At 58.1% G+C, this 22,730-nt stretch carries 20 protein-coding genes and 2 tRNA genes; 12 read left to right on the top strand and 10 right to left on the bottom strand.

Annotated features, from left to right (window positions below; genetic code table 11):
• Positions 1-126 precede the first annotated feature (126 nt).
• From NO876_RS03805 to NO876_RS03785, 5 genes are all read left to right on the top strand, one after another.
• The gene (locus NO876_RS03805; protein WP_256420353.1) at positions 127-1,614 is read left to right on the top strand and encodes an MATE family efflux transporter; all 1,488 of its coding nucleotides are present in this window, start codon (positions 127-129) and stop codon (positions 1,612-1,614) included.
• Positions 1,615-1,791: 177 nt separating this feature from the next.
• Positions 1,792-2,175, top strand: a complete 384-nt coding sequence (locus tag NO876_RS03800; RefSeq protein WP_256420352.1) for a DUF7344 domain-containing protein — start codon at positions 1,792-1,794, stop codon at positions 2,173-2,175.
• 871 nt (positions 2,176-3,046) lie between these two features.
• Positions 3,047-3,487: a DUF5805 domain-containing protein gene (locus NO876_RS03795; protein ID WP_256420351.1), complete on the top strand. Its 441-nt coding sequence runs from the start codon at positions 3,047-3,049 to the stop codon at positions 3,485-3,487.
• On the top strand, positions 3,484-4,572 hold the full coding sequence (locus NO876_RS03790) for a tyrosine-type recombinase/integrase (protein WP_256420350.1): 1,089 nt from the start codon (positions 3,484-3,486) through the stop codon (positions 4,570-4,572). The genes NO876_RS03795 and NO876_RS03790 overlap by 4 nt, the downstream gene beginning before the upstream one ends.
• Positions 4,573-4,702: 130 nt before the next feature.
• Positions 4,703-5,209 (top strand): phosphopantetheine adenylyltransferase, encoded by a 507-nt coding sequence (locus NO876_RS03785; protein ID WP_256420349.1) that lies wholly within the window; start codon positions 4,703-4,705, stop codon positions 5,207-5,209.
• Positions 5,210-5,284: 75 nt separating this feature from the next.
• Here NO876_RS03785 and NO876_RS03780 read toward each other — a convergent pair whose 3' ends face one another.
• Positions 5,285-5,593, bottom strand: a complete 309-nt coding sequence (locus NO876_RS03780; protein WP_256420348.1) for a cyclin family protein — start codon at positions 5,591-5,593, stop codon at positions 5,285-5,287.
• 82 nt (positions 5,594-5,675) lie between these two features.
• Here NO876_RS03780 and NO876_RS03775 point away from each other — a divergent pair.
• The 3 genes from NO876_RS03775 (at position 5,676) to NO876_RS03765 (ending at position 9,202) form a co-directional block, all read left to right on the top strand.
• Positions 5,676-5,758, top strand: a tRNA-Leu gene (locus NO876_RS03775).
• A 47-nt stretch (positions 5,759-5,805) separates the two neighbouring features.
• Entirely contained in the window at positions 5,806-6,969 is a 1,164-nt protein-coding gene (locus NO876_RS03770; RefSeq protein WP_256420347.1) for a tyrosine-type recombinase/integrase, read from the top strand.
• Between the two features lie 385 nt (positions 6,970-7,354).
• Positions 7,355-9,202 (top strand): hypothetical protein, encoded by a 1,848-nt coding sequence (locus tag NO876_RS03765; protein WP_256420346.1) that lies wholly within the window; start codon positions 7,355-7,357, stop codon positions 9,200-9,202.
• Positions 9,203-9,942: 740 nt separating this feature from the next.
• On the opposite strand, the gene NO876_RS03760 is transcribed toward NO876_RS03765, so the two are convergent.
• Complete coding sequence (locus NO876_RS03760) at positions 9,943-10,185, bottom strand: helix-turn-helix domain-containing protein (protein ID WP_256420345.1); 243 nt, start codon at positions 10,183-10,185, stop codon at positions 9,943-9,945.
• Between the two features lie 174 nt (positions 10,186-10,359).
• Here NO876_RS03760 and NO876_RS03755 point away from each other — a divergent pair, with 174 nt between their 5' ends.
• On the top strand, positions 10,360-10,791 hold the full coding sequence (locus NO876_RS03755) for an SWIM zinc finger family protein (protein WP_256420344.1): 432 nt from the start codon (positions 10,360-10,362) through the stop codon (positions 10,789-10,791).
• A 320-nt stretch (positions 10,792-11,111) separates the two neighbouring features.
• On the opposite strand, the gene NO876_RS03750 is transcribed toward NO876_RS03755, so the two are convergent.
• The 5 genes from NO876_RS03750 to NO876_RS03730 are packed head-to-tail and all read right to left on the bottom strand — an operon-like array spanning position 11,112 to position 14,695.
• Positions 11,112-12,665 carry a TrkH family potassium uptake protein gene (locus NO876_RS03750; protein ID WP_256420596.1) on the bottom strand — a complete coding sequence of 518 codons (1,554 nt, stop codon included), beginning with the start codon at positions 12,663-12,665 and terminating at the stop codon, positions 11,112-11,114.
• 21 nt (positions 12,666-12,686) lie between these two features.
• A complete protein-coding gene (locus tag NO876_RS03745) occupies positions 12,687-13,025 on the bottom strand; it encodes a hypothetical protein (RefSeq protein ID WP_256420343.1) in 339 nt (112 codons plus the stop codon).
• Positions 13,026-13,049: 24 nt separating this feature from the next.
• Entirely contained in the window at positions 13,050-13,736 is a 687-nt protein-coding gene (locus tag NO876_RS03740; protein ID WP_256420342.1) for a potassium channel family protein, read from the bottom strand.
• A gap of 55 nt (positions 13,737-13,791) precedes the next feature.
• The gene (locus NO876_RS03735) at positions 13,792-14,235 is read right to left on the bottom strand and encodes a universal stress protein (protein WP_256420341.1); all 444 of its coding nucleotides are present in this window, start codon (positions 14,233-14,235) and stop codon (positions 13,792-13,794) included.
• Between the two features lies 1 nt (position 14,236).
• On the bottom strand, positions 14,237-14,695 hold the full coding sequence (locus NO876_RS03730) for a hypothetical protein (RefSeq protein WP_256420340.1): 459 nt from the start codon (positions 14,693-14,695) through the stop codon (positions 14,237-14,239).
• Between the two features lie 411 nt (positions 14,696-15,106).
• On the opposite strand from NO876_RS03730, the gene NO876_RS03725 reads away from it, so the two are divergent.
• Positions 15,107-15,847 (top strand): Lrp/AsnC family transcriptional regulator, encoded by a 741-nt coding sequence (locus tag NO876_RS03725; RefSeq protein WP_256420339.1) that lies wholly within the window; start codon positions 15,107-15,109, stop codon positions 15,845-15,847.
• 1,252 nt (positions 15,848-17,099) lie between these two features.
• Here the strand turns inward: NO876_RS03725 and NO876_RS03720 are convergent.
• Positions 17,100-18,956 (bottom strand): cation:proton antiporter domain-containing protein, encoded by a 1,857-nt coding sequence (locus NO876_RS03720; RefSeq protein WP_256420338.1) that lies wholly within the window; start codon positions 18,954-18,956, stop codon positions 17,100-17,102.
• 177 nt (positions 18,957-19,133) lie between these two features.
• Between NO876_RS03720 and NO876_RS03715 the strand changes: the two genes are divergently transcribed.
• Entirely contained in the window at positions 19,134-20,339 is a 1,206-nt protein-coding gene (locus NO876_RS03715) for an inorganic phosphate transporter (RefSeq protein ID WP_256420337.1), read from the top strand.
• Between the two features lie 6 nt (positions 20,340-20,345).
• Here the strand turns inward: NO876_RS03715 and NO876_RS03710 are convergent, their stop codons facing one another.
• Both NO876_RS03710 and NO876_RS03705 read right to left on the bottom strand, forming a co-directional pair.
• Complete coding sequence (locus NO876_RS03710) at positions 20,346-20,777, bottom strand: universal stress protein (protein ID WP_256420336.1); 432 nt, start codon at positions 20,775-20,777, stop codon at positions 20,346-20,348.
• Positions 20,778-20,911: 134 nt separating this feature from the next.
• The gene (locus NO876_RS03705; protein WP_256420335.1) at positions 20,912-22,366 is read right to left on the bottom strand and encodes a DHH family phosphoesterase; all 1,455 of its coding nucleotides are present in this window, start codon (positions 22,364-22,366) and stop codon (positions 20,912-20,914) included.
• A gap of 178 nt (positions 22,367-22,544) precedes the next feature.
• Here NO876_RS03705 and NO876_RS03700 point away from each other — a divergent pair.
• Positions 22,545-22,618: transfer RNA gene (locus NO876_RS03700), tRNA-Lys, on the top strand.
• Positions 22,619-22,730: the final 112 nt, after the last annotated feature.

Raw genomic sequence — 22,730 nt, 5'->3', positions numbered from 1 at the left:
ACGGAATCGATATACGGGCCAACTGACTATCTATCCACCAGTGTCAAAGGCGATCTACATTCTCGATTCGCCCGGGAGTCTCTGTGACCCCGTCACCGACGTCGAGACCATACTCGCGGAGGGACGATGAGCGGCGGCCCCGGTTCGAGACGCGCGGTGAACCTCACGGACGGCGCGCTGCTGAAACCGCTCTTCGTCCTCTCGATACCGATCGTTCTCACCAATATGCTGCAGGTGGCGTACAACCTGGCGGATACGTTCTGGGTCGGTCGGCTCGGACAGGAGGCCGTCAGCGCCATCTCCTTCTCGTGGGCGATCGTCTTTCTCGTCATCACGCTGGCGGCCGGCTTCACCGTCGCCGGCACGGTGCTCGTCGCCCAGAACAAGGGAGCCGGCAACCTCGATCGCATCAACGCGGTCGCGGGACAGACCATCGCGTTCGTTATCGGACTCTCGGTCCTCTTTTCGGTTCTCGGCTACGCGCTGTCGCCGTGGCTACTCCAATTGATCGGTGCGACTCCCGAAACTGTCGTTTTCGACCTCTCCGTGACCTATACCCGAACGATGTTTCTGGGCATCCCCTTCGTGTTCGGCTTCTTCATCTTTCAGTCGTTACTCCAGGGCTGGGGCGACACGAGGACACCGCTGTATCTGATGCTGCTCGGCGTCGTCCTCAACGTCGTCATCGACCCGTTCCTCATATTGGGATTTCAGGACAACCTCCTGTTCGAGGTGTCGGGCCTCGCGGCGCTCCAAGCGAAGCTCTACGCGTCGACGGGGTTCGGCGGATTCGGAGTACAGGGTGCCGCGATCGCGACGATCGCTTCTCGGGGCGTCGGCGCGATAATCGCGTTCGGTCTCCTCCTCTCCGGACGGGTCGGCATCCACCTCGCCCCGCGAGACTTCCTGCCGACGCGAGAGACTGTCGAGAAAATCTTCCGGATCGGGGCGCCGGCCAGCGTCGAGATGAGCACCCAGTCACTGGGGGTGACAGTCATTACGGCCCTCGTCGCACTCGCGGGCGCGGAGTCGGTCGCCGCGTACGGAATCGGAACACGCGTCACCTCGCTTGTCGTTCTGCCGGCGCTCGGGCTCGCCCGCGGGACCGAGACGGTAGTCGGCCAGAATCTCGGTGCCAGACAACCCGAACGTGCGAAACGCGCCGTCCTGGCGAGTGCAGGCATCGTTGCAGCCGTTCTCGTCGGCGTCTCGGCCGTCATCTATCTCAATGCGGCCGCTATCGTCGGTGTCTTCATCACTGGAACGGATGCAGCGTCCGTCGTCGCGATCGGGGCCGAGTACCTCCGAATCGTCGGTGCGACCTACGTCTTCCTCGGCGTGTTCTACGTCATCCAGGGGGCCTACCGCGGAAGCGGGAGCACCAGACTGGCGATGATCTTCGGAATCCTGGGCCTCATTTTGCTCCGTATCCCGCCCGCGTACGCACTCCTGACGTGGTTCGATCTGGGTGCGACGGGGATCTGGTACGGGATCGCCGCGGCCAACGTACTGATCGTGGTGCTCTCCGGGGCGTACTTCTTGCGCGGAACGTGGACCGACGGCGTCGTCGATCCGGGCCGACCGGGGGCCGAGACGATAACCGGGGACGACTAGGTCCATATAGCGATATAAGATATACGTGTCTGTGTGGAACCACCAGTTTTACTGAACGAACCGATTACGCCGCCGGCCTGTTCTAGCAATTCGGAGGTAAACGACCTCCAGATGGGTCGGGTGACAATCGAATGGAAGTAATACTTATTATTCTTCATACTCATCTGACAAGACGGAATGGGAGACAATCGGGACGAATCGGTCCCCTTCGATCGAAGCACGCGACTCGAAAAGCCACAGCAATTGTCCAACGATAAGATCTACCAGGGACTCGCGTCGACGCGCCGACGGCGGCTTCTATATGTACTTCGCGAAGAAACGGAGTGCACCGTCGACCATCTCGCAGATATCCTAACCGAGTGGGAAGACGCGAACGGGAATCCATCCCCAGACGATCATAAGAAGGTACGAATCAAGTTGGTACATTCGGACCTCCCGTTGCTCGCGGATGCGGAGCTCATCGCGTACGACCGCGAAAACGAATTGGTGAGAGCAGAGCCACTCCACCCGCTATTCGATGCGGTGATTTCGCGGAGCATCGATGCCGAGGCGGCCCCGTAACGGCGTTCGGTACTGTCTGTTACGCCAGTCACTGATTCCTCCCTCACCGATGGGCAGAGTGTCGTACTCGGAGACTCCCTGTCGAACGAACTCGCCTCACGCTTGAAAACATAGCGTGCCCTCCGACCGCGGACACATAATCGAAAACAAGAACCTCAGCTTCGTCAGCGCGCCTTCAACAGAACGCGTCTCCCGCCGTTCATCGTCGACAGATTACGCGGTGTCTACAACTGATTGCTCAGCCACCGCACGCGGTTGCCGGGCGGGTGCGCGAAGACACAGAAATCGCCGAGCGTTACGCACGAATCCTAGAGGTGCGCTCGCAACTGTTTCGCACGAATTTCAGCTCCCTGCCGACAACCTGATTCCCGACATCGTATCCCGATAGCTCACGACGAAGCAACAGTCGATTTGAGACGTTTCAGGACGACATCCACCATCGGCACACGGCCCGTCCCCAGGGACCGACCAGAGACGAGATATCGTTTTCACCGACCAGCCGTTCCTCGGAAATCCAAACGGTCAACTGCTGGCTTACCGATTCGAAGCGAAGAGTCTCCTTCGACCTGAATCGCTTCGACGAGATGCCCCACTCTTTTCGAAGGAGCAGTCCGATAGTCGGTGCCGGTAACCGGCAACCACCTGCAAAACAGAGTCCGCGATTCGATGATGCTGCGTGTGTTACAAACGTTATTCATAACACTTTTGATAATCTATTATTTGTATTCCTACATCCAGATCTGGAGATAGTACATTCATATTCCAGGAATAACTATTTCTCCGGTGCTATTTTTGAGTGCAGATAAACGCCTAAACCACCTTATTCTGATTTCTGCAGTAAAGTGAAGTGAATGGACATACACGGACAGGTATGGCCGTCAACGAAGACACCGAACGGAAGACGGTGATGACGTACGTCCCGGCGTATCAGAAAGACCGCTGGATCGAACACGCCGAAGCGATGGGAATGAGCCAGAGCGAGTTCGTCCGGACGATGGTACAGGCCGGTCGGCGGGACTTCGAGATCCCGTCCACTACGGGACGTGACACCGAAGAGACGACCACGGAACCGGCTGATGGAGGCCCGAACCCTGGGGGTCAGACAGCGGAAAAGGGGTTCCGGAACCGCGTCCTCGACGTACTCGAGGAGGCGGAGTACCAGTCGTGGGACGACCTGCTCGCAGCACTGACCGACGATATCGAAAGCCGCCTCGACGAGACGCTACAAGAACTTCAGGCCTCGGACGCGGTTCGATATAGCGGGCGACACGGCGGGTACGCACTGACTCCCGACACTACGGAGGAGCAATGAGCGTCGGCGCGGCGGACGAAAGTGACCTGGAGGATCCCATCGGATACTTCCTTCAGGATATGACGTACCACGGAAAGTCCGATCGAACCCGCGAGGCGTACAAACGGGTGCTTCGACGCTTCGAGGATTTCCTCGCGGATTCGTCGCGGAATCCCCGCGGTATCGGGATCGAACCGGACGACGCCACCCATCGCGACTGTATGGCCTGGATTCACTCGCTTCGACACGGAGACTTAGCAGACAGCACCGTCGCGACGTACGCGTCGTATCTACATCGGTTCTACGCGTACCTGGCTCAAGTCGGTGCGTTCGATTCCAATCCGATGACACTCGTGATGGAGGAGATGGACGAACGGATCGACACGAACCCGTCCCGTCGGGACGTGTCGGTTCCGGCGATGCGCGAGTTCCTCGCCGAAATCGCTCATCCGATGGATCACGCCGTCGTCGTGACCCTCCTGAAGACCGGTATCCGCGTCGGCGAACTCTGTAACCTCGATCTCCGAGACATCGTCCTCTCCGAGGGGACGAGTAACGCACGCGATACAGCTCTCGCTGCTGTATCGAGCGCGGAGGTTTCCCCTCGGGCGCAACTCGAAAACCGGGGTCCGTCGCTGTACGTCTCTGCGGAACCAGCCGCGGGCGAGGTACTCGCGGGCGAGGAGCGTACGGCGTCGAACAAGCGCAAACGCTCGACGATCGTCCCCGTGGACGAGGAACTCGCGACGGCGTTGCGCCGATGGCTCGCGATCCGCCCGGAGACACGCTCGCCCGCGGAGCCCCTCTTTTGCAGCACGTCGGGGAGTTGGGGCAGTCGGCTCACCCCGGATATGGTCCATCACCTCGTCGAACGCCACGCGACCGATTCCGGCTGGTACCGTTCCGGCGGTGGCGCAGAAGAGAACGTCACGCCGCATTACTTCCGGCACTTCTTCACCACACACCTCAGGGATCGGACCGGCGACCGCGGGATCGTCAAATACCTCCGCGGCGACGTCGGGGGCGACATCATCGATACCTACACCCATAATTGGGGCGATAGGGTCCGTCAGACCTACGAATCCCATATCTACTCCCTATATTGAACCGGTCGAGGTCGGACAAATAAATCTTATATCGCTATATCATTACTCTCGGCGGTGCCTGTCTCGAATCACTCACTCCGACCTATCCCGGACCCGTCCCGTTTAAGTCCCGGGAGGTCCTCGGCCGGGTATGCACGTCGCGCTGGGCGGGACGTTCGACCCGGTACACGACGGTCACCTCGCGCTCTTCGAGCGAGCCTTCGAGTTGGGGGACGTCACTGTCGGACTCACCAGCGACGAACTCGCCCCGAAGACCCGCCACGTGGACCGCTACGTCAGGTCTTTCGAGGACCGAAAGCAGGATCTCGTCGACGAACTCGAACCGCTCGCGGCGAAACACGACCGCGAGTTCACCGTCCGGCAGTTGGACGAGCCGACTGGCATCGCCACCGAACCGCAGTTCGACGCACTCATCGTCTCACCGGAGACCCGCGACGGGGGCGAGCGGATCAACGAAATCCGCCGAGAGCGCGGGCACGAGCCGCTCGACATCGAAGTCGTCGATCACGTCACTGCGGCGGACGGAGACCGGATATCGTCGACCCGGATCGTTCGCGGCGAGATCGATCGGCACGGGAACGTGACGCCGGATCGCGAGGGACGCGGTCCCGAGCGTCCGGCCGAAGATACGTCCTGAGGGGCATCGAAGTCTCCCCCGCGACCATCGGATCCCGGTCAGACCGATACGGATCTGGCTGTCTGTGCTTCCGACCTACCACGAAGGCGGGCGAAACCCCGCAGCCTCGAGTATCGGTTTCCAGTGTTGCTGGACGCTGAGCCGACTCACTTCCATCGCGTCGGCGACCCGGGATTGCGCCCGTTCCTCGCCCGCGATGAGGGCACCGGCGTAGAGGCTCGCCGCCGCCACGGCACGCTTCGACCGGTCCTCGGCGGGTACTTCGGAGAGGAACATATCGGTCGCATAAGAGCGGGCCTCGGAGCCGAGACCTAGCCGATCCGCAGCGCGCTCGATTCGGGTCAGCCACTCCTCGTTTTCGACTCGGTCCCGGGCGCTGTACATACTGTAGAGTGGACCGCGGTGCACAAGAACCCTCCGTGCGGAGCGACAGGTTGATTTAGGAGTTGGCAGTAGGATGGCTTGCGCGCGGGTAGCCAAGCGGTCAAAGGCGCAGCGCTTAGGACGCTGTCCCATAGGGGTCCGCAGGTTCGAATCCTGTCCCGCGCATCTGACCTCGATGCAGTCTGTCGGTTTTGCTTCGGTAGGACCAGAAAATGAAGATCGACCTACCGATAACGCTGAATAACTGCGACATAGGGGTTGACCCCGATCTCGACCCCGGAAGAAGCATCGTAGTCGTCCCAAAAACGCACGACGGCGTGCTGTCCGAGAAACAGCTCGTAGACTACAAAGAGCAGAGAATCCAATTCCTGTCGTGGCTGCTGAATGTCGGGAAGAACCCCAATAGGGCGGAAGGATACGCCGAATACACCGTCTACAGCGACTCATACCGTACTGCACGATTTGACAAATGGCTGTGGGAACGGAATGGTGATTACAAGTATCCACCCGAGGAAGCCGACGCGCAAGCGTTCATAGAACACCTTGCGTTCTCCGACACCGGCCAAGTCGAAAAGGGCAAGCTGCAAGAAGCGATCAACCACCTCTCGAAGTGGCTCCACTACACGCGGGGAGAACCCGAGTGGGAGTTCGAGTACACCTTCCGAAGTCGGGGATCGAGCCTTGAGCCGCGCGACTATCTCTCAGAACCAGAGCGCAGAAAGATCCGACAAGCCGCGCTCAACGAGGGGAATATCCCTGCGTACGATTCTCTGACTCCCCAAGAGCGGAGCGGATGGAAACACCACGTCGCTACCGTCCTCGGCAAGCCCTATGAAGAGGTCACCAAAGACGATTGGGACGAGATCGACGGATGGGAAATAACGTCACTGGTGTGGACGAGCCTCGACGCGGGGCTTCGACCTGACGAGGTGAGCAACGCGACGACAAAATGGGTAGACTACAAGAACGGCGTACTTCGTATCCCCTACGAAGAGTCGTCCAAGAACGAGGGTAATTGGACGGTCTCGCTCACGAACCGGACGGCGACGGCACTACAGCGGTGGCTCACTGAACGAGAACAGATACCTCGATACGAGGGAACTGACGCGCTTTGGTTGACGACCCACGGGAACCCGTTCGGATCGAAAAGCCTCGCCCGGCTCCTTCGGCGGCTCTGTGATCAAGCGGAGATCGACTACGAGAACCGCCAAATGTCGTGGTACACCATTCGTCACTCTGTTGGGACGTATATGACCCATCATCGTGACCTGAAAGCCGCGAAGGATCAACTACGACACAAGAGTCCGAAGACGACAATGAAGTACGATCAGGTATCGGTAGAAGCCCGCCGAGACGTGCTTGACAAGATGGGTTGAAACATACAAGCGTCCAAACCTCGCACGTCTGAGGGGATTCTGACGGCGTTTTCCAACCACGATTCAATGGCCCTTGGTCACTCTGAAAAACTCGTCCTGAGTCAATCTGAGGGACACCGGTGAATTCAGGAGGCAGTTGTAGATCGTGAATTCGTTCAGATGGACGTATTTAGGCAAAAAGCAGGCTGTTGAGGCTAAGGCCCGGGGAGAATACCAGTGGGTCTTGGGTTCTCACAAGCTATTGAGCTGATCGTTGAATCATAGTGCGTAGATTGGTACTACCACTTAGTTTATATACTCTCACTGCCATTAATTAGTGAGGAGAAAAAGCAGGCGGCTTCTGCAGACTAATTGAATCCTGAGCCGGCGGCATCTCCTGTAGACAATGTCTTTTAGAAATTTCTACTCCCGAAGCAGTGCTGTAATTGAGCAAGCATTTGAGTCTGACAAACCCGTCCTTGTCGACGTACTCCCGGCACTTGGCAAGAGTACAGGCGTTATTAAGTGGGTTGCAAACAGCGGCGAGCAGATCGTTATCTTCACCGAACGACACGACCTGTACGAGCAGCTCAAGGACAACTGCCGTGAGTTTGGCGTGAGTTATCAAACACTCCCCTCGCATCTCCTTGACTGTCCGACTGCATCAAAAAGCGAAGCGGACAGAAAACACGGTGACGAATGGAAACGAAGGTTTGACGAGAAAATAGAAGCCGGATTTTCAGGCCGAGCACTTCACGAACACGCTCACAGGATCTTCGGCGAGGAGCTTCCCTGCCAAACTGAGGGGGAGTGTCCGTATCTCTCTCAACTCAACAAACAGGCGGAGGATTTTGAGGAGATAGACGTTCTTATCGGGAACTACCGGCATATGTTCAAACCGGCGTACAGTAACTCCCGTCAGGTTGTTATTGATGAGTCTCCCGGTGACAGCGTTCTAACTGAACTCACAGCAGACGACGTAAACGACACGATTAACCGGTATCTGAGTAATTGCCCTGTACTACCCTTCCTGAACACAGAAGACATTCTCAGGTTCCGATTGAGTAGAGAGGAAAACCCGCAGGTCCGCACGTGGCTTGATTCTCCTGAAGGAAACAGTATCAAATCCGCAGGATGGAATTACGATGCTCAGAATCCGGGGCCACACGCATATGGTGCAATTCTCGTCCGTGCTGCCCTTGATTCCACAGTGTTACCCGAGGGTTGGCATCAAACTGAGTTGGGGGACGGAACGATTGTTGTAAAATCTCCCAAAGGGACAGTGTTCATCCAACCTCCATTCCCATTTGAACACTCCAATGTTGTCGCTCTTGATGGGACTCCGTCAGTTGCGATGTGGCGGGTTCTTCTCGGTGATGAATTGGAGCCTCTTGCCGTCCTGACCGATGAAGAAAAAGCCGAATGGGTCGGACATCTCGGGATACGGATCATCCAAACAACTCGTAAGTCTGTCCCGGCGAGAGCCGGTTCCAACAATACACAAGAAGCTCACGCGGTTGTTGAAGAGGTCTACCGGCGAGAGGACTCTAAACCGTTTGTTGTGACCTCTAAACAGGGACTTAAAAACCTGCGTCGTCAGTACAAAGACTTTGAGGACCTAATTCAAGGTTCAGAGAATTTCTCCAACCTGAAGGGTAGGAATGATCTCGATCAGATAAGCCCGGTTCTCATCATCGGCTGTCCGCAACTAAGTGACGAACATATTCAGAAGTGGGTCGCACTTGGTGGACACAAGCCATACCTCGCGAGAGATACCAACGGAATTAGACTTCCTGGTGAAAAGTCGGACTTCGGCCCGGTCGGAAACGACGTACTCCACGGTACTCGTGAGAATGAGTTGCTTCAAGCAGCGATGCGCTTCAGTCGAAAACCGGGACGTGAGAGTGAAATCCGTGTCTACGTTCATTCATCTGCTATTCCGGAATGGGTACAACCCGAGCCGTGTCTGTTGACGGTAAAGAAAATAGAGGGAAGCCAGGGCTTCAGACAAGTATACAACGCATTGACTCACGGCGAAGATTGGCAGGACGCAGAACGATCCACCAAAGAGATTGAGAGTATCGTGGAAAAGCTACATAAAAATCCGATAGGTTATCATCAGATTCGTAAGCACTTGAACACGCTCAATGAGGATGATACGATTGGCAAGGAACGTCGAGGTTCCTGCGACTATTGGTGGAACATCTCTCTTGAACGTAGGGGAAAAGATACTATCGTTCTCTGTGAGTGCTAATGATCTGAGTTGATGTTTCGTATAATATAATATACAAAAAGTCAACTTGCGAAATGAAGATCTTAGATCACCTTCTAAGATGGTGGGGTTAGATAGTCGAGTTGAACAGAAAGGCCCCGCAAGGAGGCGGAGATCTCGGTACAACCCGACGGTAAGTAAGAATGTCTCAAGGCCCGTGTTGAGTAATCCGTAAATTCGTCAGAACCGTCTATGCTTCCGGTTCTGAGACTCCTACCAGATCCGAATTCAGGCGGCCTCTGAGTGAGTGCGAAGGTCCCTGTACCGTGATAGAGTAAGGCATAGAGTAGATCTTATAGAAATAAGAGACTCAGTTCTATGTTGATAAGTAGAGAATCTACCTTAGTAGAAGGGAGATCAGTAGTATCTAACTCAGTCTTAGTTAGTCGAGAAGCCAGGCAAGACAGGGGGTTACTACGGAGATCGAAGAAAGACTATACTCGGTAGAAGATGCCCACTCTACGGCTAATCACTCAACAGACTACTACAATTTGACAGAGGGGGACAAGGTGATGGGCTTCTCAGCTTGCCCACTTATCTACCGACACTGAGGAGGTTTGTTTCGTGCACCGCTTTTCGTCTGTACCAGGGATTATTCTCACGGGAGATTAGAATGCTGACGCCCGTTCAGCTTAATATGAACTGCCGAAAATTCCAAAAAATTCTGAGCAGCTTACCTCCATTCGGACCACACCCGGACTGACCGTGTCACAACCTATCTCTCACTCCATCTCGGGAGGATCAGGCCGCCACCAAACCACAGCCAAGCCCCCGATCTTCTTCTTCCGAATATCGCCGCGGTCTGTCAACGTCTCAAGCTTGTTGTACGCTGTCTTCTGTGCTATATCAAGGGCTTCTGCGACCTCGTTCGTTGTCCGGGGTTCCGTGTCGGTAAATAGCTCAAGGACGGCGTCGACGGACACAGTCTCCTGATACCGACCACCCTCGCCGCGTTTTCGTCCCATAACACCAGATTCGACGCACGAAACATTACCTCTTTCCCACTACGCACGTGGGGAACCGATACAGCTATATCCTATCCTTACGTGGGTAATGGTGAGAAGGCAGGTTCCCTCAGGGCGTTGAAACGCCGGGTGGTAGGAACACCCGGAGTCGGCTTCTCAGGGAAGAGAAAGCCAATGGAAATTAAAACAGCGGAAAGAAATAAGAGTGCTGTTGAGTACCTGAACTTCGGCGCGAAGACGTCCAAGCGCGTCACGTGGGAGTCGTGGGAGTTTACGATTGAAGCGCCGCATCTCGTCCGTGTCACGAACGCATCCTACGGGGTTGAGAAAGACGACCACAGTTACCTCGTCGGCGTTGAAGATCGTGACGGCGTCCTCGTTCCGGCTGAGTGCGAGTGCCCGGCAGATATGTACAACGAAGAGTACGACTGCAAGCACAAGGTTGCACTCGCTGCGGTCGGCGGGGCGGTGGTGTTGGATGCTGCGGCGGGCTTCTCGACTCAATCAGTAGAGAGTGATAAGTCAGCCTTGGCCGGCGAGTGTGACTGTACTACTCTATCAGATCTCCCGTGCTGGCCCTGCTATCGCAAGGGAGTACGGGTCTGAGCGGTACAATTATATCGACAAATATCGAATAAATACTATTCTAAGCAAATGACATTCTGAAAGAGATCCGATATTGAGGTGATTATTCCTTCAGCTTAGCTAAATAGCCTTTCAACATCACAGCGGTCAGGTTCCTTCTCATTAGCGTGAGCACAATTGGCTCGAATGGATGCTAAGTGTTTCAATTGGCTGTGAGTCGTGTCATCAATTTCACCAGCGATAAAATCAGCCACTCACGTTAGAGAGAAGGGGTTATGAGTCACTCAGTACAGTATCTAGTTGTAGTTGTCGTGATGTCCAAATTGGATTCCCTTTCTTTTTCACCTGTAGAGATTAAACCGCTGAAAGATCGCCCCAAGCAGCACCGCAACCGGGATGATTTCTAGACGTCCGACCCACATATTGATTATCAACATCGCTTTTGCAGTGTCGGGCATCGTCGGACCAGTAATACCGGAGTCCAACCCGACGTTACTCTGAGCACTCATCACGTCGAAGATCACATACTCCAGCGGGTGAGCCGGAGAGAGAACACGCAGGAGCACGGCAACGCCGATGGCGAGGAACGTGACCCAGAGGACGAACACGACCGTCGCTTCAGTATACTCCTGTTGCGTCTGTTCTTCGCTAAGTTTACGCTCGCCGATCCGGAGGTACCGAATGGCGCTTGACGGCCGGAAGACCTCTCGGATCTGCCACTCGGTCCCCTTGATCAGCGTAATCACCCGGATAAGTTTGAGTCCACTAGTTGTCGAGCCAGCCGCGCCGCCGGTAAGCATCCCTAGACACGTCAACAGTGTTGCACCAGCACTCCAGACTTGTTCCGTTCCCCCACCAATAGTGGCCGTCCCGAATCCGGTATTCGACGTGGCGGAGACGAATTGGAACAAGCCCACTCGGAACGTCTCTTCGAGTGTGGCGTACTGCCCGTTCGCATAGAGGACCGCCGTCAGCGCAAGTGACCCGATAGTGAACCAAAGGAACACCCATCGCGTCTGCAGGTCCGCGTAGAAGTTTCGCACCTCTCCTTTGAATATTAAATAGTGAATAGGGAATGCGATACTGCCGGCGACCATTACTGGCACAACTGCATATTCGATCAGCGGACTGCCGTAGTGACCGATCGATGCCCCGTGGACGGAGAACCCTCCTGTCGCTATCCCCGTCATCGCGTGGTTGATCGCATCCCACAGCGGCATCCCGACTAGCACAAATAGGATAATCGAGCCGATCGTCAGGCCAACGAAGATTTTCCAAATTTCTTGGACTGTCGTTACGATGCTCGGATGAATCTTCTCGGATCGGGCTTCACTTTCATACAGAGTGTACGATCCACTGCTCCCGTCGCCGCGCCGGAGAATTGCGACAGTCAACACGATCACCCCGACGCCGCCGACCCATTCGATGAACGACCGCCACCAGTGGATCGACCGTGGCAACTTTTCCTCGACAGCAGCCATCGTCAGCCCCGTCCCGGTGAAACCGCTCATACTCTCGAAGACCGAGTCCAATGGATGGAGGAAGATAACTGTCGTCGAATCCATCGGTGGCGTATTTGTCCAGACCGGGAAAGGATCAATTTGTATTGTCCAGGCGATGAACAAGAACGGGAGTCCACCGAGGACGCCGATGACAGCCCACGCGGTGGCCGCAGTGACCATCGCATCGCGTTTTTCGGGCGGATCGGCGTCCTGATACCGACGGACGAGTCCGGTCCCGACTCCGCCGATGATAACCGCTGTGACACCGAAGGCAGGTATTGCGTAGAACTCTCCGTTGAGGGCTGCCACGATGATAGATGCCACAGACATCAACGCTATCGCTTGTACGATCCGACCAACGTCGTGCCCGACAGCGCTCCTGTTTACCCTCATCATAGCCAGTTGTTTACTATCTCAAATCCACACATTCAGCTTGTAGACCCATTCTCGTCGTCTATTGTCTCGATGCCTCGTTTCCAACGGTAGTAGAGTGAGTGCGGCGACGATCATCGCGTGGTGGCGTTTTGGTTCAGGGGCATCTTCACACCGCTTGTACGAAGCTCCGCCAACGAGCGCCGTGACTACTGCCGCACTCAGGAAGGCAATCGCGCTGTACCACTCCTGATAGATTAAGGAGATAAGCAGTGGTACCAACATCAGTCCGCTGATGAGGATTTTTAGTGCACCGATGTCCCTGACAACTGCTTTTGCGGCGGTTAGCGCATCAGAACGGCCGACAAGTGTAGTGGACATACTAATTATGTTTGTTCCTGATGATCACACAGTCTGGTCTTCGTAATGGCCAAAGATGTCCGTGAGTTCCGGGTCCGCTCCGGACGCCGAATAGACGGTCAGTAGGTCGTCAGCCTTGATTCGGGTGTTTCCCCGGGGTGTCAGTGGCTTGTCTTCGCTGTCACGTCCGATAGCAACGATCAAGACGTCGTCCGAGAGGATGCCCTCCTCGCCCGCTTCCGTGAGTGTCTTGCCAGCGATGGGTGCATCTTCCGTAACCGTGATTTCGAAGACTTCCGCCTCCTCGCCAATTCGCATATAATCGACGATCGCCGGTCTGGCGACCGCTCGATAGAGATGTCCCGCGATGAGCTGCTGCGGATTTTCGATCGTATTCACTCCGATCTGCCGGAAGAGATTCATATGCTCTGCGCTGTGCACGACCGACGTGATCACCGGAATCTCGAACTCCTGTGCGAGCAGACAGACCATCACATTGGTGGCGTCCTGATCAGTCGTCGAGATGATCGCGTCGGCCCGTTCTGCGCCGGCCTCGCCTAGCGTTTCCTTGGTCGTGGCATCCGCATTCAGCACGAGACAGTCGTATTCGCTGGCGACTGCGTCGGCCCGCTGTGTGTCCCGCTCGATAACTACGATTTCGTTCCCAGCACGGGTCGAAATCTCGATCAGTGGCGTTCCGATATCGCCTGCTCCAACGATGATGATGTACATATGAAATTGAATTATTAGCTCGCTGCCTGTCCGGACATTCGATGTCTAATCGCACTCACGCTTCGCTCACCCCTTCGTCGGAGATGACCACAATCGGAATATCGCTGTTCTCGATGAGGTTGTGAGAAACATCTCCGGTCAACAGTTTGCGCCAGCGACTCCCACCACGAGGAGTAAACACGATAGCGCTGGCGTTGAGTTCCTGAGCCGCATCGATGAGTGTCGATGCAACATCAGTGCCGTAACGGATCTCCGTTTCGAGGGTAATATCGGTGTCAGCGAGGCCCTCAGTCAGTACCTCGAATACGTCCTGCGCAAACAGCTTACGCTGCTCAACGGAGGCCTTATCCATTCCTCCATCAGCCTTTTCGATAACGTGGACGGCAATCACGGTACTATCCGAATCGTCGATGTTCTCGACGAGTGCGGTCGCGGTCGCGGCGGCATCTTCACGGTTTGCAACCGGCACGACAGCCCGTTCGAAAAACAACTCAGTCATCTCAGCCACCTCCCGTATCGCCGTGAACTTTCCCGAGGTAGTGCCACCGATATTGCCCCTCCTCCCCGTCGACAGTGGATTCCCATTTGACCCGGTAGGCGAACGGCCCGCGCGCTTCGCCCGTTTCGTCCGGACGTTCGACGATGACAATCGTGTACTCACCGTAGTCCTCTATCCGAACGAGGTCCTCTCCGAGGCGTGATTCGATAGCGTCCGTAAGAGACGGGTGGTCTTCGAGGAGTTGTTGCGCGTAGTGGATGATCTCCCTCAGTTGATTATCGCTGCTGTCTTTGAGTGCGGTAATAACCCCCTGAGGGATACCTTCGGGGGGATCAATATCAGATCGAGTCATACTCTGTGGATCACTGTTGTTTCCGGTCTGTCGACGTGGCTCCGGTAGCCGACGAACCAGCCTTTCCGACGCGATGCTTTTTGTCACGGGATTCGCCACTCGATCCATACTTACTCTATTATATAAAGATTGGGATAGAATTTCGGTATAGAGCAATATATCCTGCTCAAATTTTCCCCAACCGAAATATAGTCACTTTATTGTGAAGAGTGCTGTATTAGGTGGACCCTCCTAGCCCTAACGACCACGGCGTGTCAATCCAAACAATCCTGTGTCTGGCGTAGAAGTATCTAAGTAGGTGTGTACCACTCTCAGACAACTTCTCAATTTCACTAAACCACTAGTCGTGCCCCTGATTAGCGGAATCTGGGGTCGATTGACGCCAAAAGCGGTTCAGACGAGTGTTGTAGAGGATCTTCGAGGGAGTGTTGTGGGATGTAGGCAACCGTCCGAGGAACTGGAACTCGTCACGATCACAAATAGAGAAGACCCTTTATTTATCCTGATCTAATGGCCGGTATGGCCCATCGTATCGATGAGATCGATAAACGCATTCTCTATTACTTGGCAGTAGATGCACGAAACACGGCAACATCGGATATCGCCGAGGATGTAGAAGTGACGCCAGCGACGATCCGTAATCGGATCAAACAGCTCGAAGAGTGTGGTATTCTGCAAGGATATCTGGCTGATGTTGATTATAAATCGATAAACGGATACGTCACCTACCAATTTCGGTGTACAGCATCTATTCCGGACCGTCCCCGCCTCGCTCAGTCAGCATTGGACATCTCCGGAGTAATCTCCGTCCGAGAGTTGATGGCCGGCTCTGAGAACTTGGCGATTACCGTTGTTGGAGCGGACACTAGTGATATCAATCAGGTGGCGGGTGAACTCTCTGATCTGGGGTTAGAAATCAATGACGAGAGTGTTGTCGAAGGAGATTACCACACACCGTACAGTCCGTTCGGCCCTGAAGACTTGCCGAAAGGGCCGTCATTGACGGACTTTATGAGCCTCGCCGGCGACGCAGAGGTCGTCGAATTCACCGTCTCGGAGGGTGCGGAGATTGCAGAGAGGACAATCGAGCAGGCAGTTGATGAAGGCCTACTGGCCGACGAAATGCTCGTCGTGGGTGTCGAACGAGACGGCGATGTACTCACCCCAAAAGGTGAAACCGTCATCCAAACCGGGGACATCGTGTCGCTCTTCTCCAAGGCACCATTAGAAAAAGATTCGTTAGAGGTATTCGGGACGTAGTTCAGGAAAGGAAGACGAACAACCTGTCACAAATAGCCATACCGGCACAATTCCGAGAAGAGAATTTCAGTTGTTAATAGCTGGTGATAGAACGCTGTTGAGAGCCGGGGGTTATTCACTGGCTTGGATTTTGTCCCATTTGTCCCGGCACTCATCACAGAGATAGCCGGTGAATCCGTCAACGTCGTAGCGTTCAACGCGTGTGTCCGAGTCACACCGTTCACACTTCATCATAACCTTATTTTCTCCCCCTGCGTTTCAACTCTGCGGTCACTGCGCTTCGAGAACTTTAGTCCGGTTCTTACTCTGACACTCAACATAATAGGACGATACAAAATCAATAACTATACCCGTTCAAATATATGGTCCTCAGAGAAAAATCTGTGAAAACAATACGGTCGAAGAGTCTCGTGGTGCCAATTATACAATAAAAAATACAAAACAGATTCTAAGTATCTCTCAGATAACCTCTCGTTTGCCCTGCTTTCTCCGCTGCCGACCCTTTGTCAGAGTGTTTATCCAACCCCCTGCCGCTCATATTCGCCCGCTCTCCCGTCACGTCTTTAGGCTGACCAGCGTTCCGAGCCGCGGTCACATATCCACGGCGAAGCGCGTGGGGAGACACTGAAGCCGGACACCCGTAGGCGGTGTTCCAACCAGTGTGCTCGCACGTCTCGGAATGCTTTTCGACCAGACAGGTGCCTGTGTAGAAGCACGGTTTTACGTCTGTACCTCCCCGTCAAATGGCGGCAGTCTGTGTAGCTGTCCCGCAGACGTATTTATAAAGAGGCACTCCTTAATGTACGATACCGAAGCGAAATCCGGCGCGCGCTTAAATACCAAGAGATATTCCGCCGAAGGCGGAGCGCAGCGCTTAGGACGCTGTCCCATAGGGGTCCGCAGGTTCGAATCCTGTCCCGCGCATATTCTGTCCGAGCGAAAGCGAGGACGAATATCGTTCCTGTCCCGCGCACCACGAGGGCGAACGGAGTCGAAGGCCGAGGTGGAGTCCTGCCTTTTCGGCGGGAGAACGTCAGCGGTCTCGTCGTACTCCCACACAACGACCTGTGAACGGCCGTCTCGATCCACCAACCGACAGTCAGGGGCTGTTCTGACAGCCCACCGCAGACGCAGGGTTCCGCGGGGGAATCAACGGCGTTTCGTGCCGTCGTTTCGCTGCCAGAGCAGTCGGACCGTGACTAACGCTGGCGAGTGCGACCCCCGAAGGTCCGGGTTCGGCTTCGATTCGTCGTCAGTCGCGAGGATGAAACCGCTTGACGGCCTCTTCGACGGCGGCGGCGTCACCGAGGAACGTGAGGTGATCGCCATATTCGAGGACCTCGTCGGGGTCGGGAACGTGGGCGTCCTCGTTCTGGCCGATCTCGGCGATGAGGCACCCGCCGGGGATCCGATCGTTGAGGTCTCTGATCGACTCTCCGACCAGCTCCTCGGCGGTCATCTCGATCTCCTGGATGTCGTGGCCGTCGCTGGCGTCGTACATCCAGTTGGCCAGTTCCGGCCGCTCGATCTCGTTGTCGATCGCGAAGGCGGTCGACATCGGGCCGTCGATGGCGGTGACCGAGAGCGCCTCGAAGGCGGCCATATTCTGCGGTTCGTTGACCCGAGCGTACACGTCCTCGACGCCGAACTTCGTGCGCGCAGTCTGGCAGACCAGGAGGTTGACGTTGTCGTCCTCCGTCGCCGCGACGACGATCTTCGCGTCGTCGATGCCCGCTCCACGGAGCGTGTCGTTCTCCGTTCCGTCGCCCTCGTAGACCGTGATTCCGGCCTCTCGCGCCGATTGCTTCTGTTTCTCGTCCTCCTCGATCAGGACGACGAACTCTCCTCTCCGTTCCAGTCTGGTGGCGAGCGCCAGGCCGACCCGGCCCCCACCGACGATTATCGTGCGCATTGGTGTCACTCCTAGGGTGTCGCCGATCTGCCGTGCCAATCCCGCTTCGATCGCGTCCGTGGTCGCGATGACGACGAAGACGGTCCCGAGGAGGACCTGGCTCGCCGCCTGGTTGCCCGCCGTCGCCAGTTCGATCGCGAAGAGCGTCGCCACGCTTGCGGGGATGATACCCCGAGGCCCCATCGCGGCCAGAAACAGGCGTTCGGAGGCGTTGAACTGCCTGACGCCGAACGTCGCGATCCCGGCCACCAGCGGCCGCAGGACGAGCATCACCACGGCGACCAGGAGAATCCCGCCGATACCGAGCCGCAGGATCGCGCCGACGTCGATCAGGGCTGCCAGCGAGACGAAGACGAACGCCAGTACGATCAGCGTCGCGTCGCGGGCGAACTCCTCGATGGTCTCGCGGTGGGGTATATCCAGGTTCCCGAGCGCGATGCCGGCGGTCGCCGCGGCGGCGATGCCCGCCTCGGCGGCGACGGTCTCCGCGAGCGCGAACGAGCCGATCGCCGCACTGAAGACCAGAAACCGGGCGGTCTGCGGCCCGCCTTCGGGCGTGAGTTCGTGCGTGAGGAGGAAGTAGATGAGCCCGGTCGCGAGGAGCCCCGCCGCGACCCCGACGCCCGCTCGTTCCAGAAACGCGACGATGGTCCCCGAGATGCCGATGTCGTCGAGCAGCATCGTCTCGAAGATGACGACCGCGGCGATCGCCGCGGTCACGTCGTTGATGATTCCCTCCGTCTCCAGGGCCGCGGCGACGTGTTCTCTGACGCGGACGACCTCCAGAATCGGCGTGATGACCGTCGGCCCGGTCGCGACGAGGAGCGCGCCGACGACGAGTGAGATCTCCCAGGTGGCGCCCTCGAGCACGCGGACCGCCCCGGCCGTCCCGAGGAACGTCACGAGTGCGCCGACCGTGACCAGTCGCAACGACGTCGTCGACGCCTCTCGAATCCGGTCGAACTGCAGCGCGAACGCGCCGTCGAAGACGATGATCGCGACGCTGAGGCCGACGATTGTCTCCAGTCCGTCACCGAAGGTGTCGATCGTGACGAGACCGAGCGCCTCCGGACCCAGGAGGAGCCCCAGCGCGAGGTAGAAGACGACGCTCGGGATCTTGATCCGCCGAGCGAGTAACTGGACGCCGATTCCGGAGACGAGGATCAGCGCGACGACGGGGAGGAGGCTGCTGGCCACTGTTCGACGTAGTTGTGGCGTTCGAGGGCAGCGTATTCATTCTGTCGTTCGGTCCCGAAATATCCATTCTGCGTTCGGAACCGCGAAGACGACCGCTCGGCGTACGCGAACGTTTATTCGGTTGCTGACACAACTGTTGGATATGTCTGCCACGCGGATCTGCGGGGGAATCTGAGAGTGGCGGGACTCCTCTTCTGGGCCCTCGTCGTACTCGCGACGCTCACGAGTCTCGTCACGGCGTGGGCGCTCGGCGCTAACAGCAACTCGCCGCCGTTCGCCCCCGCGATCGGTGCGAACGCGATCTCGACGATGCGGGCGGCCTTCCTCATCGGCATTCTCGCCGCGCTCGGCGCGCTGACCCAGGGCGGAGCCATCTCCGAGACGGTCGGGGCGGGGCTCATCGAGGGCGTCCAGATCACGTCGCTGGCGGCCACGGCTGGCCTACTGACTGCTGCCGGATTTATGGCCTTCGGCGTCTACAGCGGCTATCCCGTCCCCGCGGCGTTCGCGACCACCGGGGCGATGGTGGGGGTCGGCCTCTCGCTCGGCGGCGATCCCGCGATCGACACCTACCGCCGTATCGTCACCTTCTGGGCGCTCGTCCCGCCCGTGTCGGGCGGCCTCGCGTACCTCACCGCGACGATCCTCCGGCGCGACGACATCCCCGAGACCGTCGGCGTCCCGCTGTTGGCCGCCGTCGTCGGCGGGATCATCGCCAACGTCCAGCTGGCGATCGTCCCCTCACCGCCCGATGTCGCACAGAGCTCTCTCGCCGGATTCATCGCGAGACAGATCCCGATCCCGCCTGTCGCCGGGATCGACCCCGCGGTGATCGTGGTGACGTTCATCGCCGCCACAGTGAGTTTCCGGTTCATTCGCCGGCGCACCCAGGAGTCGGTCGACAAGGGGATCCGGACGTTCTTGGTCCTACTCGGGAGCGTCGTCGCCTTCTCCAGCGGCGGCAGTCAGGTCGGGCTGGCCACCGGTCCCCTCGAAAACCTCTACGGTGCCGAACTGGGTCTCCCGGGATTCGTCCTGCTCGCGCTCGGGGCGGTCGGGATCCTCGGTGGTGCGTGGATGGGCGCACCCAGACTGCTCCAGGCTACCTCCCGAGAGTACGCGCAACTGGGGGTCAGACGCTCGATCGCCGCGCTGGTCCCCGGGTTCATCATTGCCCAACTGGCCATCGCGCTTGGCATCCCCATCTCGTTCAACAACATCATCATCTCGGGCGTCATCGGCGGCGGTCTGGCCGGCGGCTCCGCCGGCGTCTCTCGTCGGAAAATCGGCGTGACGATCGCCTTCTGGCTCGTCACGCTCGTCGCCTCGATCACGATCGGGTTCGGCCTCTACCGGTTGCTGGCCGCGGTGCTCGGGGGGTGACCGCACTCAGCGGACGACGGTCACCGTCACGGGTGCCTCGCTGACGACGCTCGTCGCCACCGTCCCGAGTAACCGGCTGACGACACCGCTTCGCTCGCCCCCGTGTCCGCCCATCACGACGTGATCGACGTCGTGTTCGTCGAGGTACGCGAGGATGGTCTCGGCGGGATCGCCGGTCTCGACCGCCGTCTCGACGGGTCGGTCGACCGCCTGGGCCTCATCGCGCGCCAGGTCGACGACGCGTTCGGCCCGCTCGTGAGCGCTCTCGCGTCGATCTTCGTCCGGTTCGAGGACTCCGCCTTCGATCATTCCCGCGTCGGCTGGCGTCACCACGTTCAGGACGGTCACCGGACAGTCGAACACGTCGAGGGCGTGCGCGAGCGCGTCGCCCGCGAGCGGCGAGCCGTCGAGCGGGACGAGTACGTGTGAGGGGTGCATAGGCGGGTTACGATCGGTGCACACATATCCTCGGGGGTTGCTCGGTGCGCGGCCCGCCGGTAGTGCCCGAGTCCAGTCGGGTGACCGACGGGAGGGAGTCCGAGTACGGGAACACCCGGCGATCGACTGCTCCGCTAGCTGCCGTTGCCGCTCTCGGAGCTGTCGACGCCCATCGCTTGGAAGAGCTTCTTTCGGACAGCCTCTTCCGTGAGTTGCAGGAGGGTATCGCGGTTGTCGTCGCTCGTCTCGATCCCGGTGAAGATCCCGAGCGGGATCTCGACGTCGCCCTGCGTGGAGTGGCCACCGGTCTCGCCGATCCCGGAGAAGGCGTCCTGGAGGATCTTCCCGATGTTCATCCGGATGTCCTTCGAGCGCGCCGAGAGGAAGATCCGGTCGTCGGCGATTCCGAAGACGGCCGTCGTCGTGATGCCCTCCAGTTTGAGGAGGTGCTGGGCGGCCTGTCCCAGCGCGTCGCGGTCGCGGATGAAGCCCGCGTTCGAGACGAGATGGCTGCCCTGGACCTCCCTGTTCTGGATGGCCTCCGCGAGCACGTCGAGCGTCTCCGGCGACATCGACGGCGACTCCACCTGTTCGAGGGTGTCGTGGTCGGCGAACGGGTAGAGATACGCCGCCGCGGTGAGGTCCGCGGGCGTGGTCTCACGCTTGAAGTCCAGCGTCTCCGAACGGATCCCGTACAGAAGCGCCGTCGCGACCGCCTCGCTCGGCGAGAGGTCGAACTCCTGAAGGTACTTCGTGAGGATCGTCGACGTCGAGGAGACGTTCGGACGGACGTCGGTGAACGCCGCCTCGATCCCCTCCTCCGGCTCGTAGTGGTCGATGAAGATGTCGACCTCGACGTCGATGTCGGGGTCGCCGGATTTCATGTGGTCCACCAGCGCGACCGCGCCGTACTCCGAGAGCGGTTTCCCCTCGGAAAGCGGAACGAGTTCGATCCCCAGGAGGTTGACGAACGCGCGGTTCTCCTGGTGGCCGATCTCGCCGTCGTAGTTGATCACGGCGTCGACGCCGTGTTCCCTGGCGATCGCCTGGAGCGCGACCGCCGAGGCGATCGAGTCCGGGTCGGGGTTGTCGTGGGTGAGAACGGCCAGTCCCTCGGATGCCCCTTCGAGCACCTCCGCGAGCTGTCGCGCCTTGTACTCCAGTTCGCCGGACTCCAGCGAGCGCAACGCGGAGTCCGCGATGACCTCCGAGGGGTTGATGACGACGTCGGCGCCCAACTCGGCGAGTTCGTCCTCCGAGACGGGGTCGGACGCTCGGACCACGATGAATTGATCGCCGCCCCGACCGCGGATCGCGGAGACGGCCGCCTTGTTGGCCTCGACGTCCGAAGCGAGGATCAGCACGACGTCCCGATCCGCGACGGCGTCGGCGACGTCGGTGTCGGATATGTCCGTCTGCTGGGCGTTTAGATCCTGATCGCGAAGGGATTCGACGCGGCTCTCGTCTTTGTCGAGGATGAGGACGTCTTTCCCCTCCTCGACGAGGTCTTCGGCCACCGCGTAGCCGACGCTCCCGCACCCGAGGATAGCGTAGGTGGACATCGAAGAGATTGTGACCCCAGCGCTCATTCTTGCCCTACCTCGCATCGGACGACACTTAACAGCACTCGTTTGGATGGCGGGCGTTCCCGTCCGCGGTGGGCGTTCGCACCGTTGGCCGGTGTCGCTTCGTTCGTGGGAGTCGGTGACTCCCGCCCCAGCGAAAGGAAACATCTTTAATCGCGCCACCGAAACGATCGGATGCAGTGGGCCGGTAGCTCAGTCCGGCAGAGCGTCTGACTCTTAATCAGACGGTCGCGCGTTCAAATCGCGTCCGGCCCGTCTTCTCGTCGCGAGCGGTGAGTCTCGAACTCGGCTGGATTTGAATCGCAGGGAGGTCGCGCACAGCATAGCGAGCACGTCCGACCGCGCGTTCAAATCACGTCCGGCCCGT

It is taken from the genome of Halobellus rarus, from assembly GCF_024494595.1.
Classification (GTDB): domain Archaea; phylum Halobacteriota; class Halobacteria; order Halobacteriales; family Haloferacaceae; genus Haloquadratum; species Haloquadratum rarum.
The sequence above is the reverse complement of the archived record's forward strand: the minus strand, read 5'-3'. Positions and strand labels throughout refer to the sequence as shown.